Raw genomic sequence first — 14355 nt, 5'->3', positions numbered from 1 at the left:
CGCGCAAGCCTCAGTTTCCGTTCAGGATTTTGTCGAGGATGCGGCCGGTTTCCGCCTCCAGCGCCTCTTGCGCGCGGCGTTTGGCGGCGGTTTCAAGGCTTTCGCCCTCCTGTGGGGTGACACCTAGCTTGTCTTTCGCCAGTTCCTCCAGCCGGGCCTTGGCGCGTTCTTCCGCGCGGGCCTTTTCGGCATCCAGCCGCTTTTGGGTCAGCCATTCCAGATCCAGCCGGATCTTGGGCGATGCCCATGGCCCCTTGATCAGCACCGGAATTTCTACGCCGTCGTCTCCGCCCAGACGCGGCAGCAGCCGGTAGTCGAGACTGCGCGCGCCAAGGTCGATCTGCCCGGCGCCGCCTGCGGTGAACAGGTTGGCGGCGATGTTCAGGTCGTCCGAAACCGCGATGCCATTGGTGATTTTCGCGGTCATTCCGGCGGTGTCGAAGATCGTCCGCTTGCCTTCACCGACATAGCCGGGGTCCATGGTGCGCAGCATCCCCACGATGTCGAGACCAAGGATTTCGCCCTTGCCCATCTTGACGGCAATGTCCCCGGACAGGCTGCGGAGGATCGCATCGACCGACGCGCCGGAGCCGAGGAAGCTCAGCTTCACATTTCCGCGACCAAGCAGCCGGTCGGTTCCGGTCAGGTCTTGCAGCAGGGGTTGCAGGTTGAGCTCCTTCAGCGAAAGGTCACCCCCGACTGACAGGCCCTGACGCCCGTTCAGCACGAATTGCCCGGTGATCCCGCCGCCATAGGCTGCGGCTTCGGTCAGTTTCACCACGGCACGCGCGCGGTCCAGCGTGACGCCCGCCTGGGTCTGGCCCAGCTTCAGCGGACCGGCTGCAATGGCCCCGGCGGACAGACTGATTTCGGCATCCAGCGCCGACAGGCCCGAGACGTCAATGGGGGTGGTGGACCAGCCCGCATCGCCCGTGTTCTTGCCGTCCCCTTGCGTCGTGCTGCCGGGCAGGGTCAGCCGTTCGGTCGTGAAGCGACCCTGAAGGCGCGGGCGGTCTGCGCCGGGCAACAGGTCGGCCTCGCCCCTGATCACGGTATCGTCCAGCGCGATTTCGGCCTTGCGCAGATGCAGCGCGCCCTTGGTCGTGCGCGTCAGATCGGCGCTCAGCCCGATGGCGCGCGCACCCAGGCCTTCTGGCAGATCGGGCAGGGGGCGGCCCAGCACCGCCTCCAGTGCCGGGCGGTCGCCCAGATCGGCGGTCAGATGGCCTTCGGCCTCGGCCCGCGCGAGACTTGCCTTGCCCTTAAAGCCGAAAGCCGCCTTGCCCGCGCCTGCCTGAAGCTCGATCGCGCCCAGTTCTCCGGCCAGCAGCGGCCCCAGCGCCTCGACCGAGGCATTGAGTGTGACCGGCTGCCCGCGCACCAGCCCGCGCAGGTCGATCCGGGCCGGGCCATCGAACTCGGGTATGGCGGCGTCGATATTGACGTCGGTCATCTCGATCTCGGTGCCGCTCTGACGGTCGATGAAGCGCAGGCGGCCATCGCGGATCGTGCCCCGCCCGAGCGTCATGCCCGCGCCGGAGGATGCGCCGCTTGCGGGGCCCGACCCGCCGCTGCCCCCCATGGCCCAGGTGGTGCGCCCGTCCTTGCGCCGCTCCAGCAGCAGTTCGGGCTTGTCGATCTCCACCTCCGTCATGCGGATCTGGCCATCGAACAAAGGCCCGAGTTTCAGCCCGATGGCAATGCGGTCGGCATGCAGCAGGTCCGGTCCGGCTGCCCAGTCAGGATTGGCGATGCGCACCGGCCCGGCGGTGACCCCCAGCACAGGCCAGATCGTCGGGCGGATCTGGTTGCCGATCTCGATGACGCGGCCGGTGGTGCGGGCAAATTCCGTTTCCGCCAGCCGGGCGATCCTGTCCTTCGGCATTAGGAACACCATCAGCGCCAACAGCAGCACCAGAACCAGCAATGACGAGACGATCCGCATCAACCAGCGCATCCGGCCCTCCTTCCACTCTTGCCCGCAGCCTAACCGCAGCTGTTGCGGGCAACAATCCCGTGTGGCGCTGGTCGGCGGTGGGCTGCGCGTGGCCCCTTTGCGGCGGCCTGCTTCACCGCTATATGGGGCCAATGTCGCAGAACCCGCCGAACCTCCGCCCCGATCTCGCCCGTGCCATGATCCCCGACGTGGCACGCCCCGGCCAGCCGACCATCGGCATGGTCTCGCTTGGCTGCCCCAAGGCGCTGGTGGACAGTGAACGCATCCTGACGCGCCTGCGCGCCGAGGGTTATGCGATCAGCCCGGATTACAAGGGCGCCGATGCGGTGATCGTGAACACCTGCGGTTTTCTGGACAGTGCCAAGGCGGAAAGCCTTGATGCCATCGGCGAAGCTCTGCGTGAAAACGGCAAGGTGCTGGTCACCGGCTGTCTGGGGGCAGAGCCGGATTACATCACCGGCGCGCATCCCAAGGTTTTGGCCGTCACCGGCCCGCATCAGTATGAGGCCGTGCTGGATGCCGTGCACAAGGCCGTGCCGCCGCAGCCCGACCCCTTCGTCGATCTGCTGCCCGCCAGCGGGGTGAAGCTGACGCCGCGCCATTACAGCTATCTGAAGATCTCGGAAGGCTGCAATCACAAGTGCAGGTTCTGCATCATCCCCGACATGCGCGGCCGTCTGGTCAGCCGCCCGGCTCATGCCGTCCTGCGCGAGGCGGAAAAGCTGGTCGAGGCAGGGGTGAAGGAATTGCTGGTCATCTCGCAGGATACCTCGGCCTATGGGGTGGACCGCAAGCATGACCTCTCGCCCTGGAAGGGCGGCGAGGTGCGGGCGCATATCACCGATCTGGCGCGCGAGATGGGCAAGCTGGGCGCCTGGGTGCGGCTGCATTACGTCTATCCCTATCCGCATGTGCGCGACCTGATCCCGCTGATGGCCGAGGGGCTGGTGCTGCCCTATCTGGACATCCCGTTCCAGCATGCGCATCCCGAGACGCTGAAACGCATGGCCCGCCCTGCGGCGGCGGCAAAGACGCTGGACGAGATTGCCGCCTGGCGCGCCGCCTGCCCGGACATCACGCTGCGCTCGACCTTCATCGTGGGCTATCCCGGTGAAACGGAAGCGGAATTCCAGACCCTGCTGGACTGGCTCGATGAGGCGCAACTGGATCGCGTTGGCTGCTTCCAGTATGAGAACGTCGCCGGGGCGCGCTCGAACGATCTGCCCGACCATGTGCCGGCCGAGGTGAAACAGGACCGCTGGGAACGCTTCATGGAAAAGGCGCAGGCGATTTCCGAAGCCAAGCTCGCCGCCAAGGTGGGGCAGGTGATGCAGGTTCTGGTGGACGAGGTGGACGAAGAGGGCGCCACCTGCCGCACCATGGCCGATGCGCCGGAAATCGACGGCAACCTGTTCATCGACGCGGATTTCGAAACCCTGTCGCCCGGCGACATGGTGACGGTCGAGGTCGAGGAAGCCAGCGAATATGATCTGTGGGGGCGGGTGGTCTGAGGCGGTCGACAGCGACGGGCCGCGCCCCTAGACTGGCGGCATGAGCGTTTTCACCGATCCCGATACCGTTGCACGTTATACCGAAGGACCCGCGCGCCTCGTTCCCGGTCTGCGCGACCTTCATCGCATGACGGCGCTGCTGCTGGCGGAACATGCGGGCGAGGGGGCGGGCATTCTTGTGCTGGGCGCGGGCGGCGGGCAGGAGCTGGATCTGTTCGCGCGCTACCGGGCTGACTGGCGGTTCGTCGGCGTCGATCCCTCGGCAGAAATGCTGACACTGGCGCGTCAGGTCACGCGGGATCACGCCGGGCGCATCGGCTGGCACGAAGGTTATATCGACGATGCACCGCCGGGGCCGTTCGAAGGCGCCACCTGTTTGCTGACGCTGCACTTTCTGCCCCGCGAAGAACGTCTGCGCACCCTGATCGAATTGCACCGCAGGCTGAAACCCGGCGCGCCTCTGATCGTGGCGCATCACAGTGTGTCCGAGGCCGGACGGGCGCTATGGTTGCGGCGCTATGCCGATTTCGCGGCAAGCAATGGTGTTCCGCCGGAAAGCGCCCGAACGGCGGCTGCGGCGATTGCAGAGCGTCTGCCGCTTCTTTCCCCGACCGAAGATGAGGCCCTGTTGCAAGAGGCAGGATTTACCGATGTCGGCCTGTTCTACGCGGGCTTCACCTTTCGGGGCTGGGTCGCCACGACCTGACCCTCACCGCCGTGGCACGCTGAACAGCGTGTAGCCTGCCGCGCCGGTAAGGCGGCGGGCGCCGGTTTCGGTAACGAAGACGCCCATGTTCTCCATCCCGGCGGGGCAGGCGACCAGATCGGCGGCATCGTCAAGGAACTGGTTGGTAAAGGCATCCTCACCCACCCGGCGGCAGGGATCGGCCGGGTTGCGATAGCCGCCCATCAGCGGCAGGCTGGTTGGGCCGGGCGGGGCAGGCTGCACACAGGCCAACAGCGGCAGCAGGGCGACAAGCATGGATAGGGTGCGCATGGGAACCTCCGCCTTTCCCGCAGGATGCCACATCCCGCCGGTTCCGTCAGGTCGGAAATCCCCGCTTGGCGGTTCGGGGCGCGCGCGCTAGCATTCCCGCAGCCAACCGCCAGCGGAGAGCCCGATGACCGACAGCCCGGAATGCCCGCAGAAAGCGCCCTACAGGGTCGAACTGACCGAAGGCAAAACCTATTTCTGGTGTGCTTGCGGGCGGTCGCAGAAACAGCCCTTCTGCGATGGCAGCCACAAGGAAACCGGCTTCACCCCGGTGAAATTCACCGCCGAGGCCACGAAGCCCGCCTTTCTGTGCGGCTGCAAGCAGTCCGGTAAGGCGCCGTTCTGCGACGGCACGCACAAGACGCTTTGATCCGCTTAACCCAGCAGAATCATCAGCCAGGCCAGACCACCCGCGATGGCGGTCACAGCAACGGCAGCCGAAGCGGCATCCTTGGCGCGTTTGGCACGGGGGTCATGATCGGTGGAGATGTAATCCACCACCTCCTCCACCGCCGTGTTCATCAGCTCTGCCGCCAGCAGCAATACGCCAAGCGCAAGGATCAGGGCCCTTTCGCCCGGCGTCAGGTCCAGCGTGAAAGCCAGCGCGGCCGAGGCGATGTTGACGGCAAACCACTGCCGCAGCGATTTCTCGTTGCGCCATGAGGCGGCCCAGCCCTCCCATGACCAGGTTGCGGTATTCCTGAGCCGGGCGAGTTCCGCCAGCAGCCGTGCGATCATGCCTGTTCCCCGACTGACGTAAGGTCGAATGCCGCCGCATATCGCGAAAACGCCCGGCCTGTCCACGGCGCAGCCCTCAACCTTGGGGTGGAGACGCGGTTTCCCCGGCCAGAAAGGCACGCACGCAGGTGACGACATGGGCGAAACGGTCGCCGCCAAGATGGACGCCGCCATACCAGCGGGTGACGACGACGATGGTGTCCTTCAGTTCGGCCCGTTCCAGCATGCGCAGGATCACGGCCCCCGCGCCACTTTCGCCGTCGTCATTCTTCACCGGACCGCCGTCCGACAGGATGCAGGCCCAGGAGTTATGTGTGGCCTTGGCGTATTTCTTCACCCGCTTCAGATCGGCAACGAACGCGTCGCAGCCCTTGCGGCCCGTGACCCTGCCGCCCGAGACGGCATATTTCGACCCCCGGTCCGAAACCACATTTTCAATCTGACGCATCCCGCCTCCGCTTTGGGGCAGGTTAGCGGCGGGCGCCGGAAAGGGCCAGCACTCAGGGCGCCAGAGATTCGATGGCCGTCTTGTTCTGGCAGTAGCCGGGCAGGGCGGCGGCATGTGCCGGATCGGCCAGCCAGCCCGTGCAATCGGCCGAACTGGCGCAGCCCTGACAGCGCGTGACGATCTGCGCCAGTTCGCTGCGTTTCAGCCAGCCCTCCGTCACCGCGCGCGGCAGGTCTACGCCCACCGCGCGTGCCATGCCATGTGTCAGCCACCAGGCGCGCGGCGCCTCGACATATCCAAGCATTGCCCGTCTCCCTGCAATTCTGAGGGAAGGGTCGCGCGGGGCCGCCGGACGCGCCTTGATGCAGGTCAAGGCGCGGGGGGAAGAGGTCAGATTCCTGGCGGGCGACGGTTGTCCGACAGCGCCCCGATCCGGCCCGCCACGTCGCGCAGACGCGCGAGTTCATCGGGCAGCATCTGCGGCTCGGCCCGTGTCAGCGCCGCGCGGGCCTGTTCCGAGGCGGCCCGGCCAAACAGGGCGGCGTCGATCTCGCACAGCGCCAGCAGCGCCTTTTGCAGCCGGATCTGCACGGCGAAGATGCCCGCGCCGTCGCGCGCGATGGGCGGAAAAACATCCTCCATCATCTCGGCCACAGTCAGCGGCGGCACCCAAAGCCGGTTGTAGCGCACTTCGGGGCTGCGGGTTTCGGTACAGATCGCCAGCAGCCGGACCGCGCGTCCCAGAATGTCGATGGCCGATCCGGGGTCATTGACGGCGGGTGACAATGCGCGTTCGGCGATTTCGGTCAGCACCGACAGGCCGAAGCGCGGGTCCTGGTCGAAAGAGCGCGTGGCACCGATGTCAAAGGCATCGAGGCAGGTGGCGCCCTCAGCCTCGCTTGCCGGGGCGCCGACCCACAACAGCGGCGCGCCGGGATGGACAAAGCTGCCGGGCAGGGCCGCAACCCAGATGGCGCATCCCGCAGCCTCGGCTACCGCCTGCAACGCGGCGAGGTCGACATGGCGGACATAGCCGATCCGGTCGGCCATCACGGCGCGGGCATCGAAAGGCGCGGGGCCGGTCATCGGATGCGCGCCCAGCCACGGCTCGTCCGTGCGGGCGCGCAGCGCCTCGGCCACGGCCTGTTCCACGCGGTCATGGGTATCATCCCGGCGGCCATAGGCCGTCAGATGCGCAATCCAGCGCAGCATGCCAATGACGATCAGCGCCACCAGCGCCAGCGTGACGACGAACAGCACGAACTTGCCGTTCGGCCCGTAGGCGCCTGCCTTCAGCCCGATGACCGAGACCAGCGAGAAGATGAAGCTGCCCAGAAAGGTCGACAGAACCTTTTGTGTGGTCCGGTCATGTTGCAGCAGGTTGGTGGCGCGCGGGGTGATATTGGTGGCAGCGGCGTTGAAGGCGCCCAGCATGGTGCCGAAGGCGAAGGTGGTGACCGTCAGCATGGACGAGGCGATGATGGTCAGCACCGCCTCCACCGCGTCGGTGCCGATACTGTAGTCGATCCCTTCGGGCAGCATCGGCCCGATCCACGAGGCCGCGCCCGCCGTGGCCAGCGCCGCCAGCGCATAGACCACCGAAGTCACCCACAGCTTGCGGCTGAGCTGCCGCCAGATCCACCGCGCCTTGCTGATCACGCCTGCCTCCCGTTTTCGGGCAGGCTGCGGCCTTGTGCGCGGCAGGTCAAGGGCTGCCGGTTCGCAGGCGTGCAAGGGGAAGGGTGCCCCCTGCGCCGATCTTGCTCCACCTTCTCAACCCGACCTTCTCAGTATGCGGCCTGCCGCTCCAGCCCGGCGACCACGGCGCCCACCTGTTGCAGGCGCTGCGCGTTGGGCGGGTGCGAGCCGAGGAACTGGTCGCCCGGATCGGGCAGGCGGCTGAAGAAGCCCGCGCCGCGCACCGGATCGTAACCGGCATACCAGGCGATACGGGCCCCCAGCGCATCGGCCTCCAGCTCGTATTCCTTGGAATAGCGCCGCGCGCCGATGCTGGCACCAAAGCTTTGCCATTGCTTCATCGTCGCGGCATCGGCGCCGGTGGCCTGCCCGAGCATGGTGCCCAGAACCGCGCCCGCTTCGGCGCCCTGCTGCTTGCGCCCGATATGGCCGAGGATATGGTGCGAGGCCTCATGCCCCAGAACAAAGGCGATCTCGTCTTCATTGCGGGCATCGGCGATCAGCGCGAGCGTGAAGCCGACCACGGGGCGGCCCTGTTCGTCGATGGTCTGGAAGGCGTTGGGCGGCAGGTTGCGGCGGCGGTCCACCACGATCTGAAGATCGCAGTTCTGGCCGGGCCCGGCCTGCTGGCGGCAGAAGCGTTCGGCCACCGGCTCCACCCGTTCCACCACGGTCACGAAATTGCGCGCGGCATCCTGCGGCGAAAGGCGCCCGCCGTCCGCTCCTGCGGCGGCAGGCGCGGGGGGCGGTGCTGGGGCGGGCACAGGCTGGCCGGTGGTCACGCATCCCGCAAGGACAAGTGAGACAGACAGCAAAACCCCCAGCCGCAACAGCGCCATGAACCCCGCCCCGGAATATCCTGCCATCGTCGTCATTTTCTGCCCTGCCGTTTTCCCCAATCTAGCAAAACGCCCGGCGGCGGAAAGACCCCTCGGCCAGGGCTGGTGGCCTGTCACGGCAAAGTGTCACGGCCCTTTTTGCCGTTGCGCCGCGCGCCGGGCCTGCTAGCCTGAGGTCATGTTTACCATCGAGCACGAATTCGACGCGACCGTGATCACCCTCATTGACGAGGGGCATGAGGGGTTGCAGGAAGACATCACCATTTCGGCTTTCGACGACTGCATCACACTGGAACAGGTGCATCCCGTCACGCAGGAACCCATGGTCATCACGCTGTCCATGGTGCAGTTGCGCGACCTTGCCGCTGCGCTGGATCTGCCGGAAGGCAGCTACCGGATCGAGACCCGCAAGGCCTGAGCCTCACCCACGTTGAGCGTCCCGGCCTTTGGGGCGCGCGTCCCATCCGCTTCCTCATCCGCACCGCCCCTCCGGCAAAGCCCGGCCGCGCCCGGAGGCCCCATGTTGCGCGCTGCGGATGCCGCGTGTATCTAGCTTCGCAAGGTCTTGCCCTGTCACGGGCGTTGCGAGAAGGAAGATCGGATGCGTCGCGTTGTTGTCACGGGTCTTGGAATGGTCACGCCGCTGGCTTGCGGGGTGGAGGAGACCTGGAAACGGCTGCTGGACGGGCAATCGGGCGCGGGTCCGATCAAGCGCTTCGATGCCAGCAATGTGGTGACGAAATATGCCTGCGAAATTCCGCTGGGCGACGGCAGCAACGGCACGTTCAACCCCGATGACTGGATGGAGCCGAAAGAGCGTCGCAAGGTCGATGATTTCATCCTCTATGGCATGGCCGCCGCCGTTCAGGCGGTGAAAGATGCCGGATGGGAGCCTGAGGACGAGGAAAGCCGCCTGCGCACCGGCGTGATGATCGGTTCGGGCATCGGCGGGCTGTCGACGATTGCCGACACCGCGGTGCTGATCAAGGAAAAGGGGCCGAAGCGGGTTTCGCCCTTCTTCATCCCCGGTTCGCTGATCAACCTGATCTCGGGTCAGGTGTCCATTCGCTTCGGCTTCAAAGGGCCGAACCATGCGGTCGTGACCGCCTGTTCCACCGGCGCCCATGCCATTGGCGATGCGGCGCGGCTCATCATGTGGGGCGATGCCGATGTGATGGTGGCGGGCGGGGCGGAAAGCCCGATCTCGGAAATCGGGATCGCGGGCTTCAACGCCTGCAAGGCGCTGTCGACCAAGCGGGCCGAGGAGCCGGAGAAGGCCAGCCGCCCCTATGACGCAGACCGCGACGGTTTCGTGATGGGCGAGGGCGCGGGCGTCGTCGTGCTGGAGGAATACGAACACGCGAAGGCGCGCGGCGCGAAGATCTATGCCGAGGTGCTGGGCTACGGCCTGTCGGGCGACGCCTATCACATCACCGCGCCGTCGGAAGATGGCGATGGCGGTTTCCGCAGCATGAGCGCGGCGCTGGCCCGTGCCGGGATCTCGCCGAACCAGGTGGATTACATCAACGCGCATGGCACCTCGACCATGGCCGATACGATCGAACTGGGCGCTGTGGAGCGGCTGATGGGCGATGCGGCGGCGAAGGCCACGATGTCTTCGACCAAGTCGAGCATCGGGCATCTTCTTGGCGCGGCGGGCGCGGTCGAGGCGATCTTCTGCGTGCTGGCGATCCGCGATCAGGTGGCGCCGCCGACGATCAACCTCGACAATCCGGCGATCCAGCCGAAGCTTGATCTTGCGCCGAACAAGGCGGTGAAGCGCAAGATCGACGTGGCGCTGTCGAACAGCTTTGGCTTCGGTGGCACCAATGCGAGCCTCGTTCTGGGCAAGGTGCGCGGCTGATGTGGCGGTCTGTCGCCTCCAACGCGCTGACCCTGTTCATCGTGTTGCTGATTGCCGTCGCCGGGGTTCTGGCCTGGGGACGGCAGGAATTCAACGGCCCCGGCCCGCTGGCGCAGCCGATCTGCCTGAAGGTGGAGCGTGGCTCGTCGCTGAGCGAGGTGAGCCGCAATCTCGAAGCGCAGGGCGCGGTCAGTGACGCGCGGATCTTCCGCATCGGTGCAGATTATTCCGGCAAGGCCAAGGGCTTGAAATTCGGCTCCTATCTGGTGCCCGAAGGGGCGTCGATGGCACAGATCCTTGATCTGGTGACGGCAGGGGGCGCCTCGACCTGCGGGCGCGAGGTGAATTACCGTATCGGCGTCGCCAAGGCGGAAATCATTCTGCGCGAACTGGATGCCGGGACCAACCGCTATGTCGAGGTGGCCAAATTCGCCCCCGCGACCGATGCCGCGCCGCAGGAATATGTGTATGCGGTGGCGGCGGGCGATCTGCGCTGGCAGATCACGCTGGCGGAAGGCGTGACCAGCTGGCAGGTGGTCGACAGCCTGAAGCGCGCCGATTTCCTGGACGGCAATATCGAAGCCGTGCCGCCCGAGGGCACGCTTGCCCCCGATGCCTATGAGGTGGACAAGGGCGCCTCGCGCGCGGCGCTGCTGGTGCAGATGCAGGACAAGCAGACCCGGATCATGGATGATCTCTGGGCCTCGCGCGCGGGCGATCTGCCTTATGACACGAAGGAACAGGCCATGGTTATGGCCTCCATCGTGGAAAAGGAAACCGGCATCGCCGATGAACGCCCGCTGGTCGCCAGTGTCTTCGTGAACCGGCTGAACAAGGGGATGCGGCTGCAAACCGACCCGACGGTGATCTATGGCATCACCAAGGGTGAGGGGGTGCTGGGCCGGGGCCTGCGGCAAAGCGAGTTGCGTCGCGCCACGCCCTACAACACCTATGTCATCGAAGGGCTGCCGCCGACCCCCATCGCCAATCCGGGACGGCTGAGCATCGAGGCCGCGCTGAACCCGGCGCAAAGCGACTATCTGTTCTTCGTGGCGGATGGCAGCGGCGGTCACGCCTTTGCGGCCACGCTGGAGGAACATAACGCCAATGTGGCGCGCTGGCGCGCCATCGAGGCGGAGCGTGGTCAGGCGAATGAAGGCGGGGTGCAGGGCCAGTAAGGCCCTGCGCTATCCGATCTGCGGCAGGGTTTCGGCCAGCCGCGAAACGCCCGGCGACAGCGGCAGCAAGGCCGCCTGCACCGAGTGATAGATGTCGGGCTTGCCGTGGAACTGCGTCACCGTAGGCTGGCCTTCCGCGTCGATTTCCGGGAACCAGCCGCCCTGCGCATGGTCGATGAAATGCGCATCGGCGAACTGCCAGAGGCGGCGATACCATGCCTCGTCGTCTTCGGTGCCGCCCAGCTTGATCAGCGATGACAAGGCACCAATGGCTTCGGTCACTGGCCACCAGTAGCGGTCACGGATGGCAGGCGCGCCGCCGAACTGAAGCGTGTAGAAGATACCGCCCTTTTCTACATCCCAGCCGTCGGCCAGCGCCTGTTCGATCACCCGGCGCGCCGTTGCCGGGGCGCCGTTGTTGGGACGGTCCGCCAGATCCCAGTGTTGCAGCATCAGCCGGCCCAGTTCAAACGAATGGCCGGGGGTGGTGCCTGCGGGGCGGAACATCGGGTTGCCGGAATAGGCACGGTCGATCTGCCAGTTTTCAGTGTAATGTTCGGGCAGGCGCCAGCCTTCGGCAGGGGCGATGCGGTTCAGAAAGAAATCCAGAATCCGGCCCGCGCGGGTCAGATAGACCTCGCGCCCCGTCGCCTCGTAAGCTGCCAGCAGCGCCTCGACCCCGTGCATATTGGCATTCATGCCACGATAGGCAGAAAACGGCGCCCAGTCGCGGTTCCATTCGTCGGCAAACAGGCCCACGCCGTCTTCCCAGTAATGCCGGTCCAGCACGGCGGTCGCATCGTCGATCAGCCGGTCGGCATCGGGGTGGCCTGCAAGCCGGGCACTGGCCCCGGCCAGCAGAACGAAAACATGACCATAGGCGAGCTTGCGTGTGTCGCAGGGCGGGGCGCCGTCCAGCGACCAGAGATAGCCGCCATGATCCGCGTCGCGGTGATGCGACCAGAGGTAAGCCATGCCCGCGTCGATGATAGCCTCGCATCCCGCCACCCCGGCGCGATGGCCCAGAGCGTAGGAATGTACCAGCCGCGTCGTGGTATGCAGTTCCTGCACCTCACCCGGCAGCGGTGTGCCGTCATGGGCCAGAACGTGAAAGCCGCCGTCCTTGCGTGGGCTGGCACGAAAGAAAGCGAATTGCCGCCGCGCCTCGGCGGCCAGCCAGTCGCGATGTTGCGGATCGTCGATCCAGCGGGGGGCGGCGGGGCTGGCGAGCGGCGTGTCGGTCATGCGTTCCTCCATGCCGGTCCTCTCCGGCGCGCCATGTTTACGCTAACTGCGAGGTTACGCCAAGTCGGGCAGAGGGGTGGGCGGGTCCAGATCGTCGCCCGCCGTCACGCCGCTGATCAACTGATAGGACAGCAGGTCCGGCATGTCGCGCGGATCGCGGCGCAGGGGGCGGCAGGCGGCGCGCAGGCTGGCCAGACGCGCGGCACGGGGGCGGGCCAGTGCATCGGCCTCGGCCAGCGTCACCCGCTGAAAACGCAGCACCGCACCGGGGGCGGCCTGGGCTGCACGGGGCAGATCGGCGGGCAGGACGGTTCCGATCCGGGGATAGCCGCCGATGGTCTGGCATTCCGACAACAGGATATAGGGTCGCCCGTCGCCGGTCATCTGGATGTCGCCGGGCAGGATGAACTCGGAGGCGAGGCCGGTTTTCGGCAGATCGGCGGCAAAGGGCGGGCCGTCGCAATCCAGCCGGATGCCCTGCCGGTTGCCGGTGGGGGCGCGGTGGAAGGGCGTGGCGGCAAAGCGCGCGCGGGTTGCCTCGGGGAACAGGGCGGTCTGCGGCCCGTCGATCCAGCGCAGCAGGCCGCCGGTGAAGCGATCTTCGACCGGCAGAAACTGTGCCGGTTCGTCAGGCGCGGGGTCATCACCCAGCGGCAGCCGGTCGCCCGCCGCCAGTGTCGCGCCGATCCCCGCCACCAGATGCGCCGCACGGCTGCCCTGCCATTCGGGGCCCAGAATGCCGCCCGCCGGGGTGAGATAGCCATAAACCCCTGAGGTCGCCGCGCTGATGGTCAGACGCTGACCCGGCAGGATCAGATGGCTGGCGGACCAGCGCAGCGCGCTGCCGTCCAGATCGGCCCGCATCGGCGCACCCGTCAGCGCGATGCGGGTCGGTCGCGTCACCTCGAAACTGCCGCCCAGTGCGGGCATCTCCAGCGCGGCGACGGGCGCGCGCAGGCCCAGCAGGGCCGTGGCCTCCAGCAGCGCCAGCCGATCGGCGGCGCCCCCGCGCGACAGGCCCAGCCGGGCCAGACCGGGGCGACCCATGTCCTGCACGGTCAGCCCCGGCCCGGCGCGATGCAGGATCAGCGCGCCACTCATGCCTGCACCTGACAGCGTGCGCCGCCATCGGGATCGCCCGCGCGCAGCAGCGCCTCCAGTTCATCGCCGGAACAGGGGACCAGCCGCAATGCGTCGCCCGCGCGCAGGGGGGCCGGGTCACGAGTCTCGGGGCGGAAGGGGCGGAAGGCCGCGCGGCCGATCTGGCGCCAGCCGGTCGGCGAGGCATTGGCGAACAGCACGATCTGGCGCACCGCCACCGTCACCGCCCCCTGTGGCACCTGCGGCGCAAGGTCCGACAGGCGCGGCAGGTTCCAGGTCTCGGGCAGCAGGCCCAGATAGGGCTGTCCGGGGGCAAAGCCGATGGCCAGCACCCGTAACTCGGTTTCCGCGATCTGCCGCACCGCCGCTTCGGGGCTGACACCGGCAAGGGCGGCGGCTTCCTCCAGCATCGGGCCATGCACCCCGCCAAAGGCCACCGGCACCTGCCAACGGCGCGTGGCGGGTCGGGGAGTGGCCGCGTGCCAGTCGCGCGCCTCTGTCAACGTGGCCAGTCGGGCCGCCAGATCGGCGCGTGTCACTTTCGCTGGATCGAAGCGCAGCATGACCGAGGCGAGGCTTGGCAGGATTTCGGTCACGCCTGGCAGGTCAGCGTGGTCCAGCATGTCGTGCAGCACCTGAACGGCGGCGGTGGCCGATGGCGTGACGGACAGGCCAAAGCGCAGCAGCAATGCGGTACTGCCAAGGGGCAGAACTTCCGGCCCTCCGTCGGGCGTCTTGTCACGCTGCGATCCGCTGTCCATCTGCCCCGCCTTGTCGGCACC

General features: G+C 67.0%; 16 protein-coding genes. 6 read left to right on the top strand and 10 right to left on the bottom strand.

All coding sequences use genetic code 11. The features are described from left to right. Positions 1 to 10 precede the first annotated feature (10 nt). Positions 11 to 1957 carry an AsmA family protein gene (locus C8N34_RS01620; protein WP_108127102.1) on the bottom strand — a complete coding sequence of 649 codons (1947 nt, stop codon included), beginning with the start codon at positions 1955 to 1957 and terminating at the stop codon, positions 11 to 13. Between the two features lie 131 nt (positions 1958 to 2088). Between C8N34_RS01620 and rimO the strand changes: the two genes are divergently transcribed. Both rimO and C8N34_RS01610 read left to right on the top strand, forming a co-directional pair. Beyond that, positions 2089 to 3468 carry a 30S ribosomal protein S12 methylthiotransferase RimO gene (gene rimO / locus C8N34_RS01615; protein ID WP_108127100.1) on the top strand — a complete coding sequence of 460 codons (1380 nt, stop codon included), beginning with the start codon at positions 2089 to 2091 and terminating at the stop codon, positions 3466 to 3468. A gap of 40 nt (positions 3469 to 3508) precedes the next feature. Continuing rightward, entirely contained in the window at positions 3509 to 4174 is a 666-nt protein-coding gene (locus C8N34_RS01610) for a class I SAM-dependent methyltransferase (protein ID WP_108127098.1), read from the top strand. 3 nt (positions 4175 to 4177) lie between these two features. Here C8N34_RS01610 and C8N34_RS01605 read toward each other — a convergent pair whose 3' ends face one another. After that, positions 4178 to 4465: a hypothetical protein gene (locus C8N34_RS01605; RefSeq protein WP_108127442.1), complete on the bottom strand. Its 288-nt coding sequence runs from the start codon at positions 4463 to 4465 to the stop codon at positions 4178 to 4180. A gap of 124 nt (positions 4466 to 4589) precedes the next feature. Between C8N34_RS01605 and C8N34_RS01600 the strand changes: the two genes are divergently transcribed. After that, complete coding sequence (locus C8N34_RS01600) at positions 4590 to 4832, top strand: CDGSH iron-sulfur domain-containing protein (RefSeq protein ID WP_054301655.1); 243 nt, start codon at positions 4590 to 4592, stop codon at positions 4830 to 4832. Between the two features lie 5 nt (positions 4833 to 4837). On the opposite strand, the gene C8N34_RS01595 is transcribed toward C8N34_RS01600, so the two are convergent. From C8N34_RS01595 to C8N34_RS01575, 5 genes are all read right to left on the bottom strand, one after another. Next, positions 4838 to 5200, bottom strand: coding sequence for a diacylglycerol kinase (locus tag C8N34_RS01595; protein ID WP_108127096.1), 363 nt, complete (start codon positions 5198 to 5200; stop codon positions 4838 to 4840). Positions 5201 to 5276: 76 nt separating this feature from the next. Next, positions 5277 to 5648 (bottom strand): YigZ family protein, encoded by a 372-nt coding sequence (locus C8N34_RS01590; RefSeq protein ID WP_108127094.1) that lies wholly within the window; start codon positions 5646 to 5648, stop codon positions 5277 to 5279. Between the two features lie 52 nt (positions 5649 to 5700). Beyond that, entirely contained in the window at positions 5701 to 5952 is a 252-nt protein-coding gene (locus tag C8N34_RS01585; protein ID WP_108127092.1) for a DUF6455 family protein, read from the bottom strand. An 86-nt stretch (positions 5953 to 6038) separates the two neighbouring features. After that, positions 6039 to 7307, bottom strand: a complete 1269-nt coding sequence (locus C8N34_RS01580) for a DUF2254 domain-containing protein (protein ID WP_199750631.1) — start codon at positions 7305 to 7307, stop codon at positions 6039 to 6041. A gap of 128 nt (positions 7308 to 7435) precedes the next feature. Next, the gene (locus C8N34_RS01575) at positions 7436 to 8179 is read right to left on the bottom strand and encodes a M48 family metallopeptidase (protein ID WP_170120527.1); all 744 of its coding nucleotides are present in this window, start codon (positions 8177 to 8179) and stop codon (positions 7436 to 7438) included. A gap of 184 nt (positions 8180 to 8363) precedes the next feature. Here C8N34_RS01575 and C8N34_RS01570 point away from each other — a divergent pair, with 184 nt between their 5' ends. The 3 genes from C8N34_RS01570 to mltG all read left to right on the top strand — a co-directional run bounded on the left by C8N34_RS01570 (position 8364) and on the right by mltG (position 11227). After that, entirely contained in the window at positions 8364 to 8603 is a 240-nt protein-coding gene (locus tag C8N34_RS01570) for a hypothetical protein (protein WP_054301661.1), read from the top strand. 183 nt (positions 8604 to 8786) lie between these two features. Further along, positions 8787 to 10049, top strand: a complete 1263-nt coding sequence (gene fabF / locus C8N34_RS01565; protein ID WP_108127090.1) for a beta-ketoacyl-ACP synthase II — start codon at positions 8787 to 8789, stop codon at positions 10047 to 10049. Continuing rightward, complete coding sequence (mltG, locus tag C8N34_RS01560; protein WP_108127088.1) at positions 10049 to 11227, top strand: endolytic transglycosylase MltG; 1179 nt, start codon at positions 10049 to 10051, stop codon at positions 11225 to 11227. The genes fabF and mltG overlap by 1 nt, the downstream gene beginning before the upstream one ends. 9 nt (positions 11228 to 11236) lie before the next feature. Here the strand turns inward: mltG and C8N34_RS01555 are convergent, their stop codons facing one another. Genes C8N34_RS01555 through C8N34_RS01545 form a run of 3 tightly spaced genes read right to left on the bottom strand, consistent with a single transcriptional unit; the run spans position 11237 to position 14334 of the window. Continuing rightward, positions 11237 to 12472: an AGE family epimerase/isomerase gene (locus tag C8N34_RS01555; RefSeq protein ID WP_108127436.1), complete on the bottom strand. Its 1236-nt coding sequence runs from the start codon at positions 12470 to 12472 to the stop codon at positions 11237 to 11239. A 54-nt stretch (positions 12473 to 12526) separates the two neighbouring features. Beyond that, a complete protein-coding gene (locus C8N34_RS01550) occupies positions 12527 to 13573 on the bottom strand; it encodes a 5-oxoprolinase subunit C family protein (protein WP_108127086.1) in 1047 nt (348 codons plus the stop codon). Further along, positions 13570 to 14334, bottom strand: coding sequence for a 5-oxoprolinase subunit B family protein (locus tag C8N34_RS01545; RefSeq protein WP_108127084.1), 765 nt, complete (start codon positions 14332 to 14334; stop codon positions 13570 to 13572). The genes C8N34_RS01550 and C8N34_RS01545 overlap by 4 nt, the downstream gene beginning before the upstream one ends. Positions 14335 to 14355 lie beyond the last annotated feature (21 nt).

The sequence above is a fragment of the Gemmobacter caeni genome (genome assembly GCF_003054195.1).
GTDB classification, from domain to species: domain Bacteria; phylum Pseudomonadota; class Alphaproteobacteria; order Rhodobacterales; family Rhodobacteraceae; genus Gemmobacter; species Gemmobacter caeni.
This window is presented reverse-complemented; position numbering and strand designations above follow the sequence as displayed.